This window comes from Mesorhizobium sp. M0751, from assembly GCF_040320265.1.
Taxonomy (GTDB): domain Bacteria; phylum Pseudomonadota; class Alphaproteobacteria; order Rhizobiales; family Rhizobiaceae; genus Mesorhizobium.
The window spans coordinates 1-21,405 of sequence record NZ_JAMYPH010000041.1; the positions used below are offsets into that span (position 1 = coordinate 1).

Genomic DNA, 21,405 nt, shown 5'->3' on the forward strand with positions numbered 1-21,405 from the left:
CAACAGATTGAGACGCCTCGCTCTCCTGACCCCATCATGCGGCGGCTCCGCGCCGACCGCGAAGAGAAGCGAGTGACCCGCGGGGCGACATGGTCCGGAAAAAAGACAGGAAACGCTTGACCTCACCGACCCCAATCAGAGAAGCCTGCTAGTGCGGGTTACGCATCCGTTTCACCCCTTGTTCGCACTGCAGTTGCCCTGCGTCGGCCGGCGCTACAACCGCCAGGGCGAACGCGTTTTACTGCAAACCGACGACAACACTATCTGGTCTGTTCCTCCGCAATGGACTGACCTCGTGAGCCCTGATCCGGAAGTCGTCATGGGGAACGGGCGGGCTCTGCTGCGGGCCTGCGATCTGATGGAGCTGGCCGATCTTGTGGCTCGCCTTTCCGGCAAACCGACGACGGGATCGCGAGACAATCTGTAAGGACAATTATACCGCACATGTAAAGCAGATTGCGCCGCAAGAGGAACTTTTATGGGTGACTTTCTTTATAATACGGCCGATGCAGCGCGTAACAGCAACATTGATAGGCTTGACGTGGAAACAGTTAGCGGCGTAATTATTATTACGTTAATGCTGATTCGCGCGGTTGGAGCGAGCGATGTCCGCAAAGCACGACAGCCAGCGGTCAAAGACGGATGCCCTCATCGAAGAAGGCACCTTCAATCCAACCCCGGACAAGGTGCGCGATCCGAAGTTCCGGGCCAGCGAGTTCTTCGATACGTGCGATGCTGTGCAGGTCAAGTACGAGATGCTACGGCGCGTCTCCGTCGACCAGGTGTCGGTGACGGACGCCTCCGACGAGTACGGCGTTTCGAGACCGACCTACTACCAGGCCAAGACGAACTTCGACACCGCCGGAATAGCTGGCCTGGTGCCGGCAAAGCCGGGCCCCCGCGGTCCGCACAAGGTCGACGGCGAGGTCCTGGCATTCCTGCAGACGCGGCTGGTCCCGGGCGAACCCGTTCGCGCTCGGGAGCTGGCGAAGCTGCTCCGCCGCGAACTCGATATCGAGTTGCATCCAAGGACGATCGAGCGGGTATTAAAAAAAAGCGGCAGGTGAACGGTGCCGTCTCGTCGGCATGTTCGATCCTGTCGTCAGCGATGACGGACCAGTACGAGTCGCCAAGGAACGTGAGCGGAGAACTGCTGTATGAACTTTGTAGAAGACTGCTCATAGACTCGCTCAAAAACAGAGGAATCGGAAGATCGGTTCAGGATCGCGTACAAACAAAGTGATATAGGTCTAGCCACCCCCTGCGGTCAAGTTCGGTTATAAGCAAAAAAGTTAAGGCACAGCATGAAATCAAACAGCGATGCATCAATTCGGCAAGAAGCGAACTGCAATACCCGGCTATCCGGCCCCCACTGATAGGTGCGTCTTAACAACTCAACGAGAATAGCCTCTGAAACGGGGCTCGCCATCAAAGCCGGTGCCGAAATGCGCGTTCTTCAGGTCGACTACTTCACAGCCGCCGCGTGGACTTACTTGAATGCCCGATGCTCTAAGGTGATCAATGCCAATTTACTTGTACGCGACAACCACCAGGCGGGGGCCATACGGTGTGAACTCTCCCCCTTCCTGCCCATAGGCTTCAACAGTCTCAAACCCCGCGCCGCGTAACATGCGAACATATTCAGAAAATCCATAGTGTCTGACGGAAAAACGCGTTCGCCTGACGCACCCGTTGCGGACAACAATCCTTTCAGAGTTTCTGCGGTCAGTTAAAGCGTCATAGCTTATGATATCGATTCTTACATCGCCATTGTGCTGCACGAACTCGTAAGTAGGTGACTTGTCGCGTAGCAAAGCGAAGCGATTGAGCTGATCGATGAGCAGGCGGCCGCCCTTTCGAAGCGAAGAAGCAGCCTCATGAAGAACCTTCTCGTTATCGGCTTCATCGAAATAACCAAACGTTGTGTACCAAAGATAAGCCGCGTCAAAGCGATCTTGCCACGGAAGCGAGCACATATCACCGGGAACATACTCAACATCTACCAACAGTTCGGAAGCATCCGCTTTCGCCTTTTCTAAGAGGATCGGCGAGGCGTCTAGTCCGGTTACCTGCGCTCCTTTTTTGGCTAATAGGTTAGAAATCCGCCCATAACCGCATCCGAGTTCAAGAACTGAGCTGCCTTGTCCAAGCGAAAGAAGATCCCAAATAACCACCGCTTCTCTGTTGCTCTTTTCGGGCGGATTGACGACATGGCTAAAATACAAATAGTCATCGCCAAAATATTCGTTAAGCTCCGTCGAGGTGATAGGGCCAATTGTTTCGTTTCTCACGTAACTCTCCGATCGTGCTATCTGCGTTGGGCGTGCGATGATTATGTGCAGACGTGAAGCGTTTTGAAAGTTAACATTATGCAAATTTATGTTATAAGTCTTTGAATATCGAGTAACAGTCAATGAACTCTCAAACTACCGGCGTTTCGCGGACCGTAGGGCACGCGCAGCTCGACTGGTGGATTGTATTCGCTAGGGCTTTCTTGCCCGAGTCCGTCGACCTTTCAGCCCGGTTCCCCGTCGCAGGCAATCAGCTTCGCCAAGGCTCCTGCACCGCTTGGGCCGTCGGGTATGCGGCGCGATCCTACTACATAGGGGTCGGGGAAAACCTTTCGCTGGCGGACCGCCACAACATACCAAGCCCCACTTACATCTACGCGTCGATCAAGGACCCGCACGATGGCTGCGACTGGGGGTCTTCGATCGGCTCTGACGCATTCCCGCTGCGACCACAGCCTAAGTTGCACCGATGAGGCGCGCCTGGAGAGATCAATCTTGGCGCGGCCATACATTTGCCGCTTGATGAGTTTGAGCTTGGTGATCTGGCCTTCGGTCTGGCCATTCGACCACGGAGAGACAATGGCGTTGCGGACTGCGGCGATGTCCTTTTCGACCCCGTTCGCAAAGGAGCCAACGAGGCTTGCCTTCGCACCCTCGAGCCAAGCGTCCAGTTTGGCAACCGCGTTTGATCGGATCATCGTCTGAAAGTCGTCGATCAACGTTCGCGCGATGGTCAGGTCAGGCACATTGCTCTCGATTGCCGCGACTAGCCCGTCTTATTCATGACGCATCTGGGTTTGTTTGGCGCTGAGTGGCGGACGGGTGGCAGCGCGGCGTCTTTTTCACCGCGGCTGTGTCTGGACTTGTGTACGCGCTGGAGGTGGACGCTGCCTGGTTCGACGGGGCTGCTGCCCCGGCGGTCATGGTCCAGCCGGCTGCAGATTGCTGGCGAGCGTCCGGAACAGGCTGGCCTCGGGACAGGCGGCGGCGAAGGCCAGGCGGACGCGCGAGACGGTTTCGATGACGCGGGCGACGAGCTTGAGGAGCCTGAGCCGCAACGTGGCGAACTCGGCTTGCACAGATGATGGGATGCGGGCACCGCGTCGCGCAGGGTGATCATCAGCCAGTATGCGGCGGTGTGCAGGACGGGGCGGACCTGGTTGGGGATCGGCGAACGGCAGCTGGTGCGGTCGGAGGCGAGTTGGCTCTTGTGCATCTTGATCAGGTTTTCGGCCTGGCCGCGGGCGCAGTAGATCACGTCGTAGAGGTGCTCGGCCGAGCCGCTGTCGAGATTGGTGCCGACGAAGCGGATGTCGAGGCCCATCGCAGTCGCCTCGATGCGGGCGCAGACGCGACGCTCAAGCTTCCAGGACTTCGCCTTGTAGCGGGTCTCGGCATAGCCGCGCAGCACAGGCTTGCGCTCGAGCGCGCGGCGGGTGCGGACGTCGTCGGCGCTCTCGTCGACGAGCCGCTGGAGAACCGTGTTGCCGGGCAGTCCGAAGATATAGTCGATGCCGTTGTCCTCGCACCATGCCATGACTTGCGCCCGGCCGTAATGGCCATCGCCGCGCACCAGGATACGGGTGGTCGGCCAGCGGGCGCGGATGCGCCGCACGAGACGGCGCAGATGGCCGCGGATCTCCTTGCCCGTCGGCGTCTTGCCGGGGCGGAGGATCATGGCGACCGGGCGTCCTGTCGCGGCGTCATAGACATGGATCGGCAGGAAGCAGCGCTCGTCGTAGTGGGCGTTGAAGAGCGACAGCTGCTGATGGCCGTGAACGACATCGAGCGTATCGTCGATGTCGAGCGTCACCATCTTGGGCGGCGCGGCATAGCTCGACAGCCACAGGTCGACCAGCACATCGCCGAGCCGGATGACGGTCTTGAGGTCGGGCAGGTTCTCCAGGCGCGAGCATGTCGGCTGCGAGCACAGGTCGAGCGCGCTGTCGGGCAACCGTCCGCAGGCGAGCTTGAAGGCCGGGTCTGTGCGCAGCCGGTCGAGATCGTTGCCATCCTCGTAGCCGCACGCGATCGCAAAGATGCGGGCGCGCAGAATGTCGGCCATGGCGTGCCTCACCCGCTGCCGGTGACGCGGATCGTGGATCGCAGCCGCAAGCCGGTCGGCCAGTCGCAAACGCCGCTCGGCGGCGGCCAGAAGCATGACGCCGCCATCCGATGTGATGCGTCCGCCATCAAACGCAGCTATGATCTTCTTGCGTCCGACGGCTGGAAAACACAACGGCGGCAACATATCGTCGGTCATGGCGGGTGTGGCTCGCGAGATCTGGTGGAAGGGTTGGCTTCAGCAACAGAATCCTACGCCAAATCGACCACTTAAGCTACATCCGCCAGCCGCTCCAACACGCCGTCATGCATGAGACGGGCTAGCAGGGCGTCGGATTTGGACAGGTCGTCGCGCGCCAGCGTCATGAGCCTGGCGATGGTTCGCGCCGAGGGCGTGCGGGCAAGCGCGCTTTGATCGGTCTTTTCGGCCAGCCGTCGGCGCCGCGCCCATTCAGAGACAACGCCGATCTGGCCGCGGAAGCCCTTCTCGCGCATTTCGCGCCAGAGCGCCGATGCATTGCGCGCGCCTTTCCCCAACGGCTGTCCAGCCAGGGGAGCCATTCCTCGAGCGAGCTTTGTCGGACGCGGAACACATCGCAACGCTGGCCGCGCAGGACGCTACGGACGAGCTTGCGACTATGCCCGGTCCGCTTGACGATCTGCTTGATCGGAATGCCCTGTTTCGACAATTCCAGAATGGCCTCGTTGGTTTCCTGCCGGCGCTGATATCCCTCATACTGTAGTCGTTCGGCATAGGTGAGAAGCCTCGGATCTATGATTGTGCTACCGACGGCCCTTCGGATTTGCCGCATGGATTTGCTAACGGCGTCGAGAAAGGCTCGGCTGGCGTTTTCCATCAGGTGCCAGCGGTCGGCCACCTGATCGGCATGCGGCAACGCCTTGGCGATCGCCTCGCTATATCCACCACCTCGGCCACGCGCGACGGTCGTGATGGACGGATGGCCCATGAGCCATGCCTGCGATGTCGCCTGCTCGCGATCAGGCAGCAATGTCACTGGCCTGCGACGTTCGAGATCGCAGACAATCGTTCCGTATCGCTGACCGCGCAAAGGCCGCAGCCGGCCTGCCGCCAAGCGCGAGCCCCAAGTGATGAACGATCGTCTCAAGACGTCCGGTCCTTCGCGACAACGGAGCCAGAATATCGGGGCCAAACGGTCCGGCAAAAATGCGGCGGCGGCAAAGAACGGCGTCGCACCAGAAACGGCGAACCGTCACCCGCAGGAAAACCCGCCGACCGGCGATCGGCAAATCGGCGGCTTGCCGCAGATATCGGCTCTGGGTCCGGAGTGAACTGGTCCCGCAGCACGGGCACGTTGCCGAAAGCGCCGTAGCCCGCACGTCAAGAAATACGCAATCCGTGTCGATCTCCGCATGCTCGACGACGAAGCCCGCCGGTGCCAGTTTCGTCGACCCAGATCTCCGTTCCATCGCGCTGATTCCCCCTCGGAAAAATCGCGACTTCAGCCTTCACATGCAGCGAGATTGAGTCTGACCCCAATTTTGACCCCCTGCCTTGGCGCGACGAGCAGCGCTCGCCGGGCGAAGCTGGTCGGGGTTGCGCAGCCCAGGGGGGAGCGCGGATCGGCTTTGCCGTGTCGATCAGGCGCGGTTCTTGAAGCGCCAGGACTCATTGCCGGTCTCGATGATCTCGCAGTGATGGGTGAGCCGGTCGAGCAGCGCGGTGGTCATCTTGGCGTCGCCGAAGGCGGACGGCCATTCGCCGAAGGCCAGGTTGGTGGTGACGATGATCGAGATGCGTTCGTAGAGCCGGCTGATCAGGTGGAACAGCAACTGTCCCCCGGCCTGGGCGAAGGGTAGATAGCCGAGTTCATCGAGCACGACGAAGTCGAGCCGGGTGAGATAGTCGGCGATGCGGCCCTGTTTGCCGCCGCGGTGTTCGGTCTCGAGCCGATTGACCAGATCGACGACGTTGAAGTAGCGGCCCCGAGAACCGTTGCGGATAAGAGCACGGGCGATGCCGATAGCGAGATGCGATTTGCCGGTCCCGGTGCCGGCGATCAGCACGGCATTGCGCTGGTCGGCAACGAAGGTGCCATTCGCGAGATCGCGGATCAGCGCCTCGTTGACCGGAGTTCCGTCGAAGTCGAACTCCTCGATATCCTTGGCCAGCGGCAGCTTGGCGACGGTGAGCTGGTATTTGATCGAGCGGGCCTGCTTCTCGGAGATGTCGGCCGAGAGCAGGTCGCCGACGATCCGTGGCGGTTCGTGCTGGCGCTTGATGGCGGTCGCCATGACCTCGTCATAGGCGCTTCGCATGCCATAGAGCTTCAGCGTTCCTATCAAGTCGAGAACCTGGGTGCGTTCCATCAGCTTGCCCTCCTTAGGCTGTCGTAGCGGGCGCAGTCGGCCTGCGGCTCGTGCTGCAGGCGGAGTGCGTCCGGGGTGAGGATGGTGATTGCCGGCGCCGGATCGCGCCGGCGGGCCAGGATGTTGAGGATGACGGCCGCCGAGCAGACGTTCTGGTCGAGCGCTTCCTGGCAGGCCGCCACCACCACGTCGATGCCGTCGCTGAGAACCGCGGTCAGGATCGCCACCATCTGCCGATCGCCGTCATGGGCCGGCTTCAATTTGCGCCGTATCCGCTCCATCGCCGAGGGCAGCGTCCAGCCGTGGAACGGCGCACCGTTGCGCAGCGCGCCGGGCTTGCGGGCCAGCACCGGAACGTAGTGCCAGGGATCGTAGACCGTCTCGTTGCGGCCGAAGCAGCGTGAATGCTCGGCGACGTTCACGCCATCCTGGCGGATGACGATCCGATCGGCTGCGAGGCCCTGAGGGTCCGCCTCGAGGGGCTGCCGAAGGCTGTGCGCGACATCGCCTGGAAGGCGCAGGTGCGGCTCTGCGCCCGCTATCGTCGCCTCAGTGCCAGCGGCAAGAAGCCGCCGGTGGTCGTGGCTGCGATCGCGCGTGAGGTGGCCGCCTTCCTGTGGGCCATCGGCAGGGAGGTCGCACCGTCGTAGCGGTCTCGACCCAACCCGCTGCACAGCGTTGGGGGTGGGGCCACGGTGGGGAACTCCCGTCGCTAGTCATGTGGCCGAGCCGATGCGCCCGACGCCCGCCCTTTAGACCAAGGACAGCCCCGAGACGAAGACACGGAAGGCGGTATCCAACCCGCGGATGAGAGTCTGATCAACCGTCGTCTCTGAGCTCCACCCCCAGCCCTGTGCAGCTTCAGCCGGTCCGACTGCTTCGCAGAACCTGCCAAACAGCCGATCTCCTCTTGCCTCAAGCTTGACAGGGAACATGAGAGACTAGAGGTTGTGCTCTTTCATCTTGTGATAAAAGGTCGATCTGGGCATTCTTAACAAATTTGCCGCGATGGTCTTGTCGTTTTCCGACAAAGCGAGCGCCCGCCGCATCAACGTCGATTCAAGCGTGGCCACGGCGGATGCGAGGGGTGGAAGATCATTTTCTCCGGTGCTGACCAAACGCTCGATGATGGTCGGCCGGGGAAGAGCGGCCTTCAGCTGTGCAAGTTCAAGGTCTGCCCCACCGCTTTCAACTACGGCACGTTCGAGGCAATTTCTCAGCTCCCGGACATTGCCGGGCCAACTATGGCGCGTCAGATACTCCAGCCCTTCGGCACTGATGTTGATGCTTCCCCAGCCATCACGGTGGGCAATTTCCTCGACGATTGATTCAGCTATCGCGCCCAGGTCGTCAAGGCGCTCGCGCAGTGGCGGTACGTGGATCGAGTAGGTAGCGATGCGATAGTAGAGGTCGGCCCGGAACTTTCCCTCGCGCACGAGCTGCTCCAGATCTTGACTAGTTGCGCATATCAGCCTGAGATCGACCTTTTTGATGGTATTACCGCCCAGTGGTTCAATTTCTCGTTCCTGAAGAACGCGCAACAACTTCGTTTGAAGATTGAGCGGCATGTCCGCAACTTCATCAAGAAACAATGTGCCGCCGTCGGCAAGCTGCATCTTTCCAATCCGCCCGCCCTTGCCAAGTCCTGTATAGGCGCCGGGCGCCGCTCCGAAGAACTCTGCTTCCAGCAGAGACTCCGGAACCGCAGCGACGTTGATGGCAACAAAGCTGGCCGCGGCGCGGTCGGAACCCGCGTGTATCGACTGAGCGAGAATCTCCTTGCCAGTCCCCGTTTCCCCAGTCAGCACCACTGCGAGTGCCCCCCTCGCCGCTGCCCGTGCCTTGCGTTTGACTTCGAGCGCGCCAGGCGTGGTCCCTATGAACTGCCCGAATGAGTAGCGCGCGCGCCGTTCTGATTTCAGACTCGATTCCGCCTTGGCCAACGCCGAACGCAGACGCCGCACTTTTTGAAAGAGCGGTAGGACGTCATCGATGTTGTCGTAAAGGACAAATCCGAAGGCTCCGATGATCTCGCCAGCGTCATCAAACAGAGGAAAACGCGAAACAATACACCAACGCTGATCATACTCCATGATGTCCAGCAGGATCGGGCGACCGGTGTCGAGAACGTAGGGGATCTGGCTTGTCGGAATCACGTCCGCGATATAGCAGCCGATCAAATCCTCTTCGTCCGGTATATTGAGGAACCGTTGGTACTTCCGGTTGATCCACACGATTCGCGCGTTCTTGTCTGTTGCAAGCGCCCCTTCGGCGAGTTCCTCGAAAATCTCGAAAAACGAGTTGCCCGCGCGACGACGAAGCTCGTGAACGTCAAATTGAGTCATCGCTGGTCCAGATTCTAGAAATTGGACAAAAGGAATAATCCAATATTTGCAGGCATTTTCTGATGAGTCGATCCAAATTTTGGATTCGCAACCCTGCAAGAGCAGATCGGCGCGGAGTTGATTTTCAACTAAGTAATTGAATCGAATATGTAATTGTCCTCTTAAGGTCAATTGGCAAGAAACGTGCTTGTCAGTTTGGAGGCGTCTCGATCAGGACCTGCCGGGTTACGAATTCGGACAACGAGGGAGGATAAAAAGAAATGGCCGTGATCAGGTCGCAAATTGCCGCGACTTCACAAGCATTCAAAGACAATGCGCGAGCCCACCATGCCCTGCTTGCGCCGATTGCGGCAGCCGCGGAACTGGCGGCAGCCGGCGGCGGCGCTGCAGCGCGGGAGCGTCATGCTTTGCGGGGAAAGATCCTTCCCAGGGATCGCGTGGCACGATTGCTGGATCCGGGATCGCCATTCCTGGAGATCGGCGCCTTCGCAGCGCATGGGCTCTATGATGGTGCTTCGCCCTGCGCCGGGCTGATCACCGGAATCGGACGTGTGTGTGGGATGGAAACGATGATCGTATGCAATGATGCCACCGTCAAAGGCGGCACATACTACCCTCTCACAGTGAAAAAGCATCTACGGGCTCAGACGATCGCTTCCCAGAACCAACTGCCTTGCATGTATCTGGTGGATTCGGGCGGCGCGAACCTGCCCAACCAGGATGAAGTTTTTCCAGACCAGGATCACTTCGGTCGCATTTTCTACAACCAGGCGAACATGTCCGCGCGCGGTATTCCGCAGATCGCCGTGGTGATGGGCTCCTGCACGGCCGGCGGTGCATATGTGCCAGCCATGTCGGATGTCAGCATCATCGTCGCCAGTCAGGGCACAATCTTTCTGGCCGGCCCACCGCTCGTGAAGGCGGCGACCGGCGAAGTTGTTACGGCGGAAGATCTCGGCGGCGGTGATGTCCACACCCGCTTGTCCGGTGTCGCCGACTATTTGGCACGCGATGATGCGCATGCCATTACCCTCGCACGGAGAGCGATCGCGAATCTCAATCGAACCAAGACCGCGCCCGTGGCACTTATTGCGCCCGAAGACCCGAAGTACGATCCGGATGAAATCCCGGGCGTGGTCCCAGCCGACCCGAAGACACCTTACGACATTCGGGAGGTCATAGCCCGGCTGGTAGACAGATCCTTTCTCGATGAATTCAAGTCCCGCTACGGGCCCACTTTGGTATGCGGGTTCGCCCATGTCATGGGGATTCCTATCGGCATCATTGCCAACAACGGCGTCCTCTTTTCCGAAGCCGCCGTCAAGGGGGCTCACTTTGTCGAGCTTTGCTCCCAGCGCAACATACCACTTATCTTTCTGCAAAACATCACCGGTTTCATGGTCGGACGGAGGTACGAGACCGGTGGCATCGCAAAAGATGGCGCCAAGCTCGTGACGGCAGTGGCCACGACGTCCGTCCCCAAGATAACCTTGCTGGTGGGGGCCTCGTTTGGCGCTGGCAACTACGGAATGTGCGGCCGCGCCTATTCGCCGCGTTTCCTTTGGACCTGGCCCAACAGCCGTATAGCGGTCATGGGCGGTGAACAGGCCGCGGGAGTGCTTGCAACGGTGCGTCGAGATGCAATCGAACGGTCCGGGCAAAGCTGGAGCGCTGAGCAGGAAGCGGCATTCAAGCAGCCGACGATCAGCATGTTCGAGACGCAAAGCCATCCACTTTACGCTTCAGCCAGACTTTGGGACGACGGCATAATCGATCCGCGCAAGTCCCGCGATGTGCTCGCGCTTAGCCTTTCGGCCGCAATGAACGCGCCGATTGAGCCAACGCGGTTTGGCGTATTCCGGATGTGAGGGCGGCCTGATGTTCAGAAAAATCCTCATAGCCAATCGCGGCGAGATTGCCTGCCGGGTCATTACTTCCTGTCGAAAGCTGGGAATATCGACTGTCGTTGTCTACTCGGATGCGGACGCCGACGCGAAACATGTGGCAATGGGGGATGAGGCGGTCCGTCTGGGGCCTGCGCCGGTCTCGGAAAGCTATTTGCGGGCCGATCGCATTGTCGAGGCTGCTGTCGCGAGGGGCGCGGAAGCCATCCATCCCGGTTACGGATTCTTGTCCGAGAATCCCGAGTTCGTGGAGGCGGTCGAAGCCGCCGGTATCGTTTTCATCGGACCGCCGCCGTCCGCAATTCGTGCCATGGGATTGAAAGACGCCGCCAAGCAACTCATGGCCGAAGCCGGCGTTCCGATCGTTCCCGGTTATCATGGCGGCGAACAGGCCCCTGATTTCCTGGCCGCGCAGGCGCAGGCGATCGGCTATCCGATCCTGATCAAGGCCCGCGCCGGTGGTGGCGGCAAAGGCATGCGCCTTGTCGAGCATCCCGACGATTTCCATACGTCGTTGAGCAGTGCTCAGCGTGAAGCCGCCGCAAGCTTTGGCGATCCGAACTGCCTGATCGAGAAGTACGTCGCCAAGCCGCGCCATGTCGAAATTCAGGTGTTTGCCGACGCCCATGGCAACGTCGTCCACCTGTTCGAGCGCGACTGCTCGTTGCAGCGGCGACATCAAAAGGTGATCGAGGAAGCTCCCGCGCCGGGAATGACAGAGGCGGTACGCGCCGCCATGGGGCGCGCTGCGGTGGAGGTCGCGAGAGCGATTGGCTATCGCGGTGCCGGAACGGTCGAGTTCATCGCCGACGGCTCGCGGGGCCTGCGCGAGGACGGCTTCTGGTTCATGGAAATGAACACCCGGCTGCAAGTGGAGCATCCGGTTTCGGAAGCCATAACCGGCCTCGATTTTGTAGCCCTGCAGCTGGCCGTGGCATCTGGCGAACCGCTGCCGTTTGCCCAGCAGGATCTCAAGATCAATGGCTGGGCGGTCGAAGCCCGGCTTTACGCCGAGGATGTCGACAAAGGCTTCCTGCCTGCAACGGGCCGCCTTGAGTACTTATCGTTTCCGCCGTCCACGCAATTCGACCGGGGCCCAGTGCGCGTCGATAGCGGTGTACGCCAAGGCGACACTATCACGCCCTTCTACGACCCAATGGTCGCAAAGATCATTGCCCACGGGCCGGATAGAAGCGCGGCACTGCGCTTGCTGTCGACCGCACTCGCGAATTGCTGGATCTCTGGCGCGACAACCAACGTCGAGTTCCTCTCGAAGCTTGTCGATCACGAGGTCTTTCGCGCCGGGGCCGTGGACACCGGAGTCATCGCCCGACATCTCGATGACCTGACAAGCGCGGCCGAGACCTCCGAGCTTTGCGTCGCGTTGGCAGGCCTCGTCGGCTTCGGGCTGATTGGCATACGGCTGGGTGATGATCCCTGGGAGCGCCTGCCAGGATGGAGCCAGTGGCAGCCGACCCATCTGTTCACGGAAGTTGAACGCGACGGGAAGATCTTCGCGCGAAACATTACCATTCTCGGCCCTGGAAAGTATCGCGTTGAGGGTGGGACCGAGGCTCTGGTGATACTGATCCGCCAATCCGGGCAAGAAACCTATCTTGCCGACACCGGAGGCGGGCGCACTCGCTTTGCGTTCTCCCGTTCTGACAAGGACGTTCTGATCTTTCAGGACGGCAGGACCGTTCGCTTCAATTTGCCTGACCGGCTGCTATCATCTGACGATGACCCGACGGGCGGCGACGCAATCGTCGCCCTGATGCCTGGAGTCGTCACCAAAGTGGCGGTCAAGTCCGGCGACATTGTTGCAAGAGGCGACCCGCTCATCGTCATGGAGGCCATGAAAATGGAGCAGACTTTGCCAGCGCCGAGAGACGGTGTTGTGGCCGAGGTCCTCGTGTCATCCGGCGAACAGGTCCAGGATGGCGCCGTTCTTCTCAAGCTTGAGCCGGAGGAAAAGTAATGCTTGAGCACGGGAAAACATTTGATCAGGTACGAAGCTCGTTTCAGTGGCAAATTCCTGAGTATTATAACATTGGCGTTGACGTATGCGATCGATGGGTGGATCTGGAGCCTGCTCGATTGGCAGTGATCGACGTCGAACCCGGAGGGGCAAGCCGCAGGTACAGTTTCGCAGATCTGAAAACGATGTCGAATCGACTGGCCAACGCACTTTCGGTACGTGGCGTTGGTCGGCTCAAGGAAATCGGCGATCGGGTGGGCGTTCTCCTGCCACAGCGCATCGAAACGGCGGTGGCCCATATCGCATTGGCGAAGATGGGCTGCGTCTCGATCCCCCTCTTCACATTGTTTGGTCCGGACGCTCTCTTGCACCGCCTTGCAGATTCCGGTGCGAAGGCGGTGGTGACCGATGCTTCCGGAGTTGAAAAACTCAAGCCGTTGCTCGACCAGCTGCCGGCACTGGAATTGATCGTCTGCGTCGACGGCGCTCTCGGCCCGGCCGAGAGCTTTTCTGGCATATCTGACGCCGCGTCCGACGTCTTCACGCCGGTGCGGACACTGGCCGACGATCCGGCAATCCTGATCTATACCTCCGGTACCACCGGCAATCCCAAGGGCGCTCTTCATGCTCACAGGGTGTTGCTCGGACACTTGCCCGGCGTTGAGATCAGCCACGATTTCCTACCGCATGATGGAGATCGGTTCTGGACGCCGGCGGACTGGGCCTGGATCGGTGGTCTGCTCGACGTTCTGATGCCCGCGCTTCATCATGGCATCGCCGTTGTGGCATGCCGGTTCGCCAAGTTCACCCCCGAAGCAGCCTTTGATCTCATCAAGACCTTCCAGATCCGCAACGCCTTTCTACCGCCCACCGCCCTGAAAATGATGAAGCTCCTCCCAGGTGCCGAAAGGCTTGGCGTTCGGCTTCGTTCGGTGGCGAGCGGCGGCGAGACGCTGGGCGAACAGCTCATCGATTGGGGCAGAGAGGCCTTCGGCGTCACAATCAATGAGTTCTATGGCCAGACAGAATGCAACATGGTGGTCTCCTCCTGCGCGGCCATCGAGGCTCCCTTGCCGGGCACGATGGGCCGCCCGGTACCGGGTCACGTTGTGGACGTGGTCGATTCCATCTCAGGTATCCGGCAACCGGATGAGACCGAGGGTGCCATAGCGGTCCTTGCGCCAGACCCGGTGATGTTCATCGGCTATTGGAACAACGCGGACGCCACGCGCGAAAAATTTGTCGAAGGTCCTGATGGAAAATGGCTTCTGACTGGTGATCGCGGCATTCGCGATCGGAAAGGACGGCTTCGCTTTCTGGGACGCGACGACGATGTGATCGGCTCGGCCGGCTACCGGATCGGGCCGGCAGAAATTGAAGACTGCCTGCTCGCCCACCGTGCCGTGCGTCTTGCAGGCGTGGTTGGAAAACCCGATGCGCTTCGCGGTGCCATCGTGGCGGCATATGTGGTGCTCAAGGACGGGTACGCTCCCTCCGACGCGCTCGCCGAAGAAGTGGCAAATTTCGTCAAATCTCGCCTTGCGGCACATGAATATCCGCGTGTGGTTCGGTTCATTGACGAGATGCCGATGACTACAACCGGCAAGATAATCCGCCGAAGTCTGCGCAAGATGGCCGAGGATGAGGCAGCGAACGAGAGGGCAAAGATCAATGGGTGAGCGAGCGCTGATCTTCGAGGTCGGACCGCGCGACGGTCTGCAGAACGAGCCGCGGCTTGTTTCAACCGCCGACAAGATAAGACTAGTCGATCTTCTCTCCCAAGCCGGGCTTCGCAAGATCGAGGTGACAAGTTTCGTAAACCCGAAATGGGTTCCACAGATGGCCGATGCCATGGACGTATTGACGGGTATCGAGCGCAGGACTGGGGTCATCTACGCGGCACTTGTACCCAACAGGCAAGGCGTTGATGCGGCTCTTTCAGCCGGCGCCGATGAGATCGCAGTATTTGCGTCGGCGTCGGAGAGTTTCAGCCGGAGAAACATAAACTGCTCCATCGGCGAGAGCCTTGTCCGATTCCACCCTGTCATTCAGGCCGCGCAAGACGCAAAGGTGCCAGTCCGCGGCTATGTGTCATGCGTCACTGACTGTCCTTTTGAGGGCCCGGTCTCGCCCTCCCGTGTCGCCGGTGTCGTGGAAGGGCTTCTCGAACTTGGATGCTATCAAATCAGCTTAGGCGATACGATCGGCGCAGGACAACCGGAGACCGTCGACCGGATGCTTCAGGCGGTTCTCGCCGAAACGGCGCCGAGCATGCTCGCAGGGCATTTCCACGATACCAACGGCCGTGCACTGGACAACGTCGACGTCTGTTTGGATTACGGTGTGAGGACCTTCGATGCGGCCGTAGGCGGCATCGGTGGGTGTCCATTCGCTCCTGGAGCAAAGGGCAATGTTGCGACCGAGGCCGTGTTGCAGCGGCTTACGGAACGAGGCTTTGAAACAGACGTCGATGCCATCCAACTGCGAGAGGCAGCGCGCTTCGCTCGATCACTGCGGGAGGTAGCATGAGCACCTATTCTACTATTTCCGTCACTCGGGACGAACGCAACGTCGTTCGTCTCGACTTGAACAGACCCGACAAGCGAAACGCGATGTCTGGTGAGATGATTGCGGAGATTACCGATTTCTGTCGAAGGCTGGCTGACACACCCGATGTCCGCTCGGTGATCCTTTCCGGGGCAGGCAACGTATTTTGCGCCGGGGGCGATCTGGAGTGGATGAAGGCCCAGATTGCTGCAGATCGTGAGACGCGGATGCGAGAGGCGCGCACTCTGGCTCGGATGCTCCATGCCCTGAACACTTTGCCGGTGCCGCTGATCGGGCGAGTCCAAGGCGGAGCATTCGGCGGCGGCGTGGGTTTGCTTTGTGTTTGCGACGTCGTCGTTTCGGATGACGGGGCCAAATTCGGACTGACCGAGACCCGTCTGGGCTTGATCCCCGCAACAATTGGACCGTATGTCATCGCTCGCTTGGGCGAGGGCATGGCCAGGCGTTTTTTCATGTCGGGGCGAGTATTTGGAGCACAAGAGGCCACGGCGATCGGGCTCACCACAAGGGTCGTGCCGCCGTCCGAGCTCGATGCCGCAGTGGAATCCGAGGTGATCCCGTACCTTTCTGCCGCACCGGGTGCCGTGGCTGCTGCAAAGGCTCTGGCGCGAACGTTGGGACCGCCCATTGATGACAGCGTCATCGACGACACAATCCGCCGTCTTGCCGACATCTGGGAGGCCCGTGAGGCCATGCTCGGCATCGAGGCTTTCCTGACAAGGCGCCCCGCCCCTTGGGCGATTGGTACGACCTGAGCCGAGAAGCAGACGGGCCAGCAACGAGGCACTGCGCGGCCTACCCATAACCTGGACAGACCTGTGCAAGTTAGAGACCGACATTCCGCACAAGACGCCAGGGTTGTCGAACACCTCCACGAGAGCCGTATGCAAGTCGAACGGCCGTTATGGAAACCGACACCTCCGAACCACTTAGCGCTTTTGCCAAGAAGGCGCGTGCGGTTTCCGGAGGGCCAAAAGTGCCGCACAACCTGTTTCGACCGTTTCAAGAATGTCTGGTGTAGCCGAATGGAGTGTCCGCGGCGGCTTGATCATCCACGTCGCTTCGACGCAACGCTGAACCCGGGAGGTGCGCGCATCGGTACGGCCGAAATCCACAACCAGGTTGAACACATGCCGGAACTATCCGAGGGGCTCTGCATCGGCCAGACCTTTGACGACGACGTGCGCGTTGTGCTGATCGTGCGACTTGCTTCCAACGTGCTTACCGAAACCCTTGAAACGCGGATAGGGGCCAAGATTCGAGCCGGCTGCAGCCCGCGCCACGTACGATCGAAGATCGTTGCGGTGGCAGACATTCCACGCACAAGATCCGGCAAGATCGCCGAGCTGGCCGTGCTTGATGTCGTCCATGGGCGCCCAGTCAGCAACAAGGACGCACTCCCGAGTCTCTGGACGTGTTCAGAAACTTGCGTACTCGCAACATGGTTGATCGCCTTCGCCGCTCCGCGGCAGGGCGAACCGATTTTCAGCGCCGAGCGGCACCTCGGTGGAGTTTCGCGCAAATAAGAAAAGCCAATGAGGTAAGAGATGGATGATATGCCAAGCAGCGAGCCCGTTCTGTTCGAAGCACGTGGAAATGTTGCGGTAATTTCATTGAACAGGCCGGATCGACGTAATGCGGTCGACGCAAATACTTGTCAGCTTTTGCGCGGCGCGGTAAACCAACTTGAAAGCGATGCCGGACTCGCGGTCGGTGTCCTGCGCGGAAATGGCCCTGTCTTTTGTTCCGGCATGGATTTGCGGGCGTTCGTCAATGGGCAAGCGGAACAAATTCTTTTCGGCGAAGGTCGCTTTGGCGGCTTCGTCAGCAGGCAGCGAACGAAGCCACTCATTGCCGCCGTGCACGGCGCGGCTGTCGCGGGTGGGTTTGAGCTCATGTTGGCCTGCGATCTGGTTGTATCTGCTGAAGGCTGTTTGTTCGGTCTTCCGGAAGCAAAACGGGGGCTCGTGGCAGGCGGTGGAGGGGCAATCCGACTGGGCGAGATACTGCCACCCGCGATTGCCAACGAAATCTTGCTCACGGGCGAAATTTTTGACGCGAAACGAGCGCTGGGGCTGGGCCTCGTCAATCGCATGACAACTGAGTCTAATCTGATCGAGGCTGCGATGATCTTGGCCCAGGCGATTGGTCGAAACGCACCACTTTCAATTCAGAACGGCTTGACGTTGGCCAAGGCCGCGCGGCGCAATCAGCAAGACCTTTGGGCACTAAACGACAAGGTCTTGCGTGACATGATTGCATCCAGGGACGCCGCCGAAGGCGCGATTGCGTTTTCCGAGAAACGAAGCCCCATTTGGCGCGGAAACTAAGGCGACCGATTGAGCCAATTGGTGCCGTCAGCTTCATCAGCTGGAATGGTACCGATCCCGACATTTGATTGCTGATGCCGCTCCGCTTCGGTCCGAAGCGATCCTGGCGGCTACCAGCGAAAATGCAGCGGAAAAGCTATTGGGTTTGAAAAAGCAGACAATGGACGAATCCGCCGAGCAGCTTCTTGCCGGAACTAGATGGCTTCCCACCATGGTCAGCAGATTCCCGTCCGCAGTGCGCATGACCAACCCGACAAGACGGCTCTCCAGATATTGGTCGTTGACAGCTTCGTCCAGGCGCTCTGTCTCATCGCGCTATACTATCAGCGCCATAGCGATGAATCTAGGACGATTCGGTGCTTACCGCTCGCGGGTGTCCTTTGGCGTAGCTCCAAAACGGCGCTTGAAGGCGGTGCAGAAGTTGGAGGTGTGAGCGTATCCAATCTCGTAGGCGACCTGCTTGAGAGGCATTCCGCGCCCCTCCAGCATCATCATCGCCCGCTTCATTCTCCGCTCGGTAATGTATTGAACATAGCTAACGCCCATTTCGCTCCGAATGTCTTCCGACAGATCCTCAGCGGATACGCCTAACGCCGTCGCAAGCTCCGACAGCGGCGGCGGGTTCTTGAGGCTTGCGTCTACAATCGTCTTGACGTGTTCGACGCGACACGCAGCTAGGTCGGTACGGGAGAGAAACTCGCCGTCGGATAGCAGTGTGTTCAGGCCAAGGCAAAGTAGTTCCTGGGATTTGGCCGAAAGATAGCTCCTGGAGAGCAATGGATGAATGCCAGGATGAAGTACTTGCTCGGCCGCGGACATAAGTGAATAGGGAAGCGGACGAGAATACCAGAACGCCTCACCCTTGTCGCCGCCAAGGTCCGAGAAGCTCGGCAAGCAAATTGGATAAAAGCCAAACAGCTCCGTCAACCGCTCTGGCCAAATGCCGACGGACAATGACAATTCGTTGGCTCCGCGTTTCCAAACGCTTCGCTTGTCAAGTCCTATCGGCTGGTAAAACACGGCGAGCGTCGGCCTGGACAACTCATACTGGTGCGCGTAGCCAAGCTCGATCCGCCGCGACCCAGACAGGTGGAGTAGAAACACCAGACGCCCGAGGCCCGGCTCGTCGTCGAAGAACTCCTCCCTTGCCTGGACCTTCCGAATTGTCAGGCAGGGGTTTTGATAGTCAAAATAAGCGTCGATCTGTCCTGAGCCGTTCTCTGGTGGAGGCAGGACGCGATAGACATTAGGGGTGTCGCCTCTGTCATTATGCTGGATGCGAAATCGGCTCCCCTGATTTAGGCGGCGGACCAATTCATCGGTGCTTGTCAACGCGGTCCTCATTACGTCTAATCAGCGCAGCTAAGGCTGATCAGGACACGGACTATAGGAAGAACTCCATTTAGTATACGGCTAACCATCAAGAGCGTCAATCCAGCGGTCGCTGAATGTCGGTAGCACACGATATGTCCGGTTTAGGTAGCACACGATCTGTCCGGTAAGTCTTGACCTTTTAAACGGGGTCAGGATGCGCCGGTCGGAAGCCAATCAAGGTGTGCGAATGATCAAGTTCCGAGACGTATTGAGCCGCTATGAGGCTTTGGAGTTCAACCAGATGGAGGCTGCGCAGTTGCTGGGTCTGAGCGAGCGAACCTTCCGGCGCTGGTGCTGCCGGTATGAAGAGGCTGGGGAGGCCGGCTTATTGGACCGGCGTCTTGAAGGCGTCTGGCAAACGGGTTCCGCTGGACCGGGAGTTTGAGGTCGAGACACTCTACCGGACGCGCTACAGCGGGTTCACGGCCAAGCATTTCCACGAACTTCTGGTGCGCGATCATCGGTTCAGCTGGAGTTACACCTGGACGAAGGCGTTCCTGCATTCGAAAGGCCTTTTGACCAAGGCATCCCGGCGTGGAGCACACCGGCGCAAGCGGCCGCGCCGACCCTTGCCGGGGATGATGCTGCATCAGGATGGCTCGCGCCACATCTGGCTCGGCGGCCAACCGGCGCTCGACCTCATCGTCACGATGGACGATGCGACGAACACCATCTATTCGGGCTTTCTGACCGAGGAAGAAGGGACGGCTTCGACGTTTCGGGCTTTGGAGGAGGTGTTTGGCGGCCATGGTCTGGCGTTGAGCCTCTATACGGATCGAGGCAGCCACTATTTCTATACGCCGCAGGCTGGTGGAAAAATCGACAGGACAAACCTGACCCAGGTCGGTCGCGCGTTGGCTCACCTTGGCGTCGAGCATATCGCGGCCTATTCGCCGCAGGCACGCGGTCGTTCGGAGCGGGTTTTCCAAACCTTGCAAGACCGGCTGACGAAAGAGCTGGCGTTGGCCGGGATCGCCACCATAGAGGAGGCCAACAGCTTTCTGCGCGACGTTTATATTCCGGCCCACAACAAGCGCTTCGCCGTCAAGCCCGAACAGGAAGGCTCAGCCTTCGTCGCCATTCCCGGCGTCGATCTGGGCGAGATCCGGTGCATTCAGGAGGAGCGCCAGGTCGGCAACGACAATTATGTCTCGTTCAATCGGCTGAAGCTGCAAATTCCCGAAAGCCCGCTGCGCCCCATTTCGTCAAGGCGACAGTCAAGGTGCGCCGCTATCATGACGGCGCCTATGCAATCTTCCACGGGCCTCGCTGTCTGGGCCGCTACGACCACAATGGAATAGCCGTACAGACACGAAAAGCCGCTTGAACCCGCTCGGCGGCCAGCAGAACAAAACCAGAAGCAGCGGACAACTCGTGTGCTACCTAAACCGGACAACTTAATTCGCTATCGACATCCAGCGGTCGCTGAAAGAGCTAGCTCCAACGGCTGCTTCCGACAACGCTCGTTCGATTCCATATCTCTGACAAGGAGTGGGGCATACTCTGGGCGGCCGGCCCCTGTGGGTGACTGCGCTCGCACTTGCCGAGGCGTCAAACTCCGTATTGGCGACGCTGATCAATCACCCCCCCCGCGGCGAAAAATCAGCTAGCTCAGCATCGCCAAAGCTGGACTCACCCCGCTTGACACCAATTGGGTTTGTGGCGTCCGCTCCTGCAGGCGGCTCAGCGACGTCCATTCGGGGCCGGAATGGAGCGTCATGGCCGACCCGATCGCGTCGTCATCCGCGGGAGCCAGACCAACCACGAGGCGATCGTTTCCTGCGACACTACAAATCGCTTGCAGGATCGCGCCCGGCGCCGGTTGAAGCCGATCAGCATCCGCCGGAGCCAGTATTTGAACAATCGGATCGAGCAGGACCATCGGCGCATCAAGCGCCGAGTCCTGCCGATGCTCGGCTTCAAATCGATGGCCACCGCCACCACCATCCTTTCCGGCATCGAAATGATCCACATGATGCGCAAGCGAGTACGCCTTCAATCCGAATCAAACCCTGGCCGAGCAGTTCGAAATCCTCGCCGTCTTATTGACCTTCGCATCGGGCCTCTCTGCGCCCCTATTCAGCCGTTGCAACAAAACCCGATGTCACGGTCTGCCAATAACAAAAATCTTGCGAGCATAACCGCCACAGAACGTCTTTAGATTTGATTGGCTTAAGCTGAGGCGATCACGCTGAGACCAAA

Annotated in this window: 14 protein-coding genes and 7 pseudogenes; 13 read left to right on the plus strand and 8 right to left on the minus strand. The window is 59.6% G+C overall.

Annotated elements, in window-relative coordinates:
* The first annotated feature begins 151 nt into the window (after window positions 1-151).
* The gene (locus NKI19_RS31555; protein ID WP_352567579.1) at window positions 152-427 is read left to right on the plus strand and encodes a DUF5372 family protein; all 276 of its coding nucleotides are present in this window, start codon (window positions 152-154) and stop codon (window positions 425-427) included.
* A 178-nt stretch (window positions 428-605) separates the two neighbouring features.
* A complete protein-coding gene (locus NKI19_RS31560) occupies window positions 606-1,067 on the plus strand; it encodes a helix-turn-helix domain-containing protein (RefSeq protein WP_352567578.1) in 462 nt (153 codons plus the stop codon).
* 462 nt (window positions 1,068-1,529) lie between these two features.
* On the opposite strand, the gene NKI19_RS31565 is transcribed toward NKI19_RS31560, so the two are convergent.
* The 6 genes and pseudogenes from NKI19_RS31565 to NKI19_RS31590 form a co-directional block, all read right to left on the minus strand.
* On the minus strand, window positions 1,530-2,291 hold the full coding sequence (locus tag NKI19_RS31565; protein ID WP_352567577.1) for a class I SAM-dependent methyltransferase: 762 nt from the start codon (window positions 2,289-2,291) through the stop codon (window positions 1,530-1,532).
* Window positions 2,292-2,747: 456 nt separating this feature from the next.
* Window positions 2,748-3,058: pseudogene (locus tag NKI19_RS31570) on the minus strand (transposase); the annotation flags it as partial.
* A gap of 153 nt (window positions 3,059-3,211) precedes the next feature.
* Window positions 3,212-4,554 (minus strand): annotated as a pseudogene (locus tag NKI19_RS31575) (IS1380 family transposase).
* A gap of 125 nt (window positions 4,555-4,679) precedes the next feature.
* Window positions 4,680-5,804: pseudogene (locus tag NKI19_RS31580) on the minus strand (transposase); the annotation flags it as partial.
* A gap of 171 nt (window positions 5,805-5,975) precedes the next feature.
* Window positions 5,976-6,704: an IS21-like element helper ATPase IstB gene (gene istB, locus NKI19_RS31585; protein ID WP_352567576.1), complete on the minus strand. Its 729-nt coding sequence runs from the start codon at window positions 6,702-6,704 to the stop codon at window positions 5,976-5,978.
* Window positions 6,704-7,156, minus strand: a pseudogene (locus tag NKI19_RS31590) (IS21 family transposase); the annotation flags it as partial. The gene istB and the pseudogene NKI19_RS31590, both read right to left, overlap by 1 nt.
* A gap of 9 nt (window positions 7,157-7,165) precedes the next feature.
* On the opposite strand from NKI19_RS31590, the pseudogene NKI19_RS31595 reads away from it, so the two are divergent.
* Window positions 7,166-7,354: pseudogene (locus NKI19_RS31595) on the plus strand (IS110 family transposase); the annotation flags it as partial.
* A gap of 291 nt (window positions 7,355-7,645) precedes the next feature.
* On the opposite strand, the gene NKI19_RS31600 reads toward NKI19_RS31595, so the two are convergent.
* Window positions 7,646-9,049, minus strand: a complete 1,404-nt coding sequence (locus NKI19_RS31600; protein ID WP_352567575.1) for a sigma-54 interaction domain-containing protein — start codon at window positions 9,047-9,049, stop codon at window positions 7,646-7,648.
* Window positions 9,050-9,309: 260 nt separating this feature from the next.
* On the opposite strand from NKI19_RS31600, the gene NKI19_RS31605 reads away from it, so the two are divergent.
* The 7 genes and pseudogenes from NKI19_RS31605 to NKI19_RS31635 all read left to right on the plus strand — a co-directional run bounded on the left by NKI19_RS31605 (window position 9,310) and on the right by NKI19_RS31635 (window position 17,829).
* Complete coding sequence (locus tag NKI19_RS31605; protein ID WP_352567574.1) at window positions 9,310-10,917, plus strand: carboxyl transferase domain-containing protein; 1,608 nt, start codon at window positions 9,310-9,312, stop codon at window positions 10,915-10,917.
* A gap of 10 nt (window positions 10,918-10,927) precedes the next feature.
* Window positions 10,928-12,931 carry an acetyl/propionyl/methylcrotonyl-CoA carboxylase subunit alpha gene (locus NKI19_RS31610; RefSeq protein ID WP_352567573.1) on the plus strand — a complete coding sequence of 668 codons (2,004 nt, stop codon included), beginning with the start codon at window positions 10,928-10,930 and terminating at the stop codon, window positions 12,929-12,931.
* A complete protein-coding gene (locus tag NKI19_RS31615) occupies window positions 12,931-14,610 on the plus strand; it encodes an AMP-binding protein (RefSeq protein ID WP_352567572.1) in 1,680 nt (559 codons plus the stop codon). Before NKI19_RS31610 ends, NKI19_RS31615 begins: the two co-directional genes overlap by 1 nt.
* On the plus strand, window positions 14,603-15,460 hold the full coding sequence (locus tag NKI19_RS31620) for a hydroxymethylglutaryl-CoA lyase (protein WP_352567571.1): 858 nt from the start codon (window positions 14,603-14,605) through the stop codon (window positions 15,458-15,460). The genes NKI19_RS31615 and NKI19_RS31620 overlap by 8 nt, the downstream gene beginning before the upstream one ends.
* Entirely contained in the window at window positions 15,457-16,254 is a 798-nt protein-coding gene (locus NKI19_RS31625; protein WP_352567570.1) for a crotonase/enoyl-CoA hydratase family protein, read from the plus strand. Before NKI19_RS31620 ends, NKI19_RS31625 begins: the two co-directional genes overlap by 4 nt.
* Before the next feature lie 207 nt (window positions 16,255-16,461).
* A pseudogene (locus NKI19_RS31630) lies at window positions 16,462-16,899 on the plus strand (acetoacetate--CoA ligase); the annotation flags it as partial.
* Between the two features lie 147 nt (window positions 16,900-17,046).
* Window positions 17,047-17,829 (plus strand): enoyl-CoA hydratase-related protein, encoded by a 783-nt coding sequence (locus tag NKI19_RS31635; protein ID WP_352567569.1) that lies wholly within the window; start codon window positions 17,047-17,049, stop codon window positions 17,827-17,829.
* A 360-nt stretch (window positions 17,830-18,189) separates the two neighbouring features.
* On the opposite strand, the gene NKI19_RS31640 is transcribed toward NKI19_RS31635, so the two are convergent.
* Window positions 18,190-19,161: a helix-turn-helix transcriptional regulator gene (locus NKI19_RS31640; RefSeq protein WP_352567568.1), complete on the minus strand. Its 972-nt coding sequence runs from the start codon at window positions 19,159-19,161 to the stop codon at window positions 18,190-18,192.
* 229 nt (window positions 19,162-19,390) lie between these two features.
* Between NKI19_RS31640 and NKI19_RS31645 the strand changes: the two genes are divergently transcribed.
* From NKI19_RS31645 to NKI19_RS31655, 3 genes and pseudogenes are all read left to right on the plus strand, one after another.
* Window positions 19,391-19,588, plus strand: a complete 198-nt coding sequence (locus NKI19_RS31645) for a helix-turn-helix domain-containing protein (protein ID WP_352567567.1) — start codon at window positions 19,391-19,393, stop codon at window positions 19,586-19,588.
* Window positions 19,506-20,504 carry an ISNCY family transposase gene (locus NKI19_RS31650; RefSeq protein ID WP_352567566.1) on the plus strand — a complete coding sequence of 333 codons (999 nt, stop codon included), beginning with the start codon at window positions 19,506-19,508 and terminating at the stop codon, window positions 20,502-20,504. Before NKI19_RS31645 ends, NKI19_RS31650 begins: the two co-directional genes overlap by 83 nt.
* A gap of 380 nt (window positions 20,505-20,884) precedes the next feature.
* Window positions 20,885-21,242, plus strand: a pseudogene (locus tag NKI19_RS31655) (DDE-type integrase/transposase/recombinase); the annotation flags it as partial.
* Between the last annotated feature and the right edge of the window lie 163 nt (window positions 21,243-21,405).

Bases quoted from the DNA above. Each gene is read 5' to 3' on its own strand.
- NKI19_RS31635 (WP_352567569.1), top strand. From the start codon at position 17,047: ATGGATGATATGCCAAGCAGCGAGCCCGTTCTGTTCGAAGCACGTGGA.
- NKI19_RS31600 (WP_352567575.1), bottom strand. From the start codon at position 9,049: ATGACTCAATTTGACGTTCACGAGCTTCGTCGTCGCGCGGGCAACTCG.
- NKI19_RS31610 (WP_352567573.1), top strand. From the start codon at position 10,928: ATGTTCAGAAAAATCCTCATAGCCAATCGCGGCGAGATTGCCTGCCGG.
- istB (WP_352567576.1), bottom strand. From the start codon at position 6,704: ATGGAACGCACCCAGGTTCTCGACTTGATAGGAACGCTGAAGCTCTAT.
- NKI19_RS31650 (WP_352567566.1), top strand. From the start codon at position 19,506: ATGAAGAGGCTGGGGAGGCCGGCTTATTGGACCGGCGTCTTGAAGGCG.
- NKI19_RS31615 (WP_352567572.1), top strand. From the start codon at position 12,931: ATGCTTGAGCACGGGAAAACATTTGATCAGGTACGAAGCTCGTTTCAG.
- NKI19_RS31620 (WP_352567571.1), top strand. From the start codon at position 14,603: ATGGGTGAGCGAGCGCTGATCTTCGAGGTCGGACCGCGCGACGGTCTG.
- NKI19_RS31560 (WP_352567578.1), top strand. From the start codon at position 606: ATGTCCGCAAAGCACGACAGCCAGCGGTCAAAGACGGATGCCCTCATC.
- NKI19_RS31645 (WP_352567567.1), top strand. From the start codon at position 19,391: ATGATCAAGTTCCGAGACGTATTGAGCCGCTATGAGGCTTTGGAGTTC.
- NKI19_RS31605 (WP_352567574.1), top strand. From the start codon at position 9,310: ATGGCCGTGATCAGGTCGCAAATTGCCGCGACTTCACAAGCATTCAAA.
- NKI19_RS31625 (WP_352567570.1), top strand. From the start codon at position 15,457: ATGAGCACCTATTCTACTATTTCCGTCACTCGGGACGAACGCAACGTC.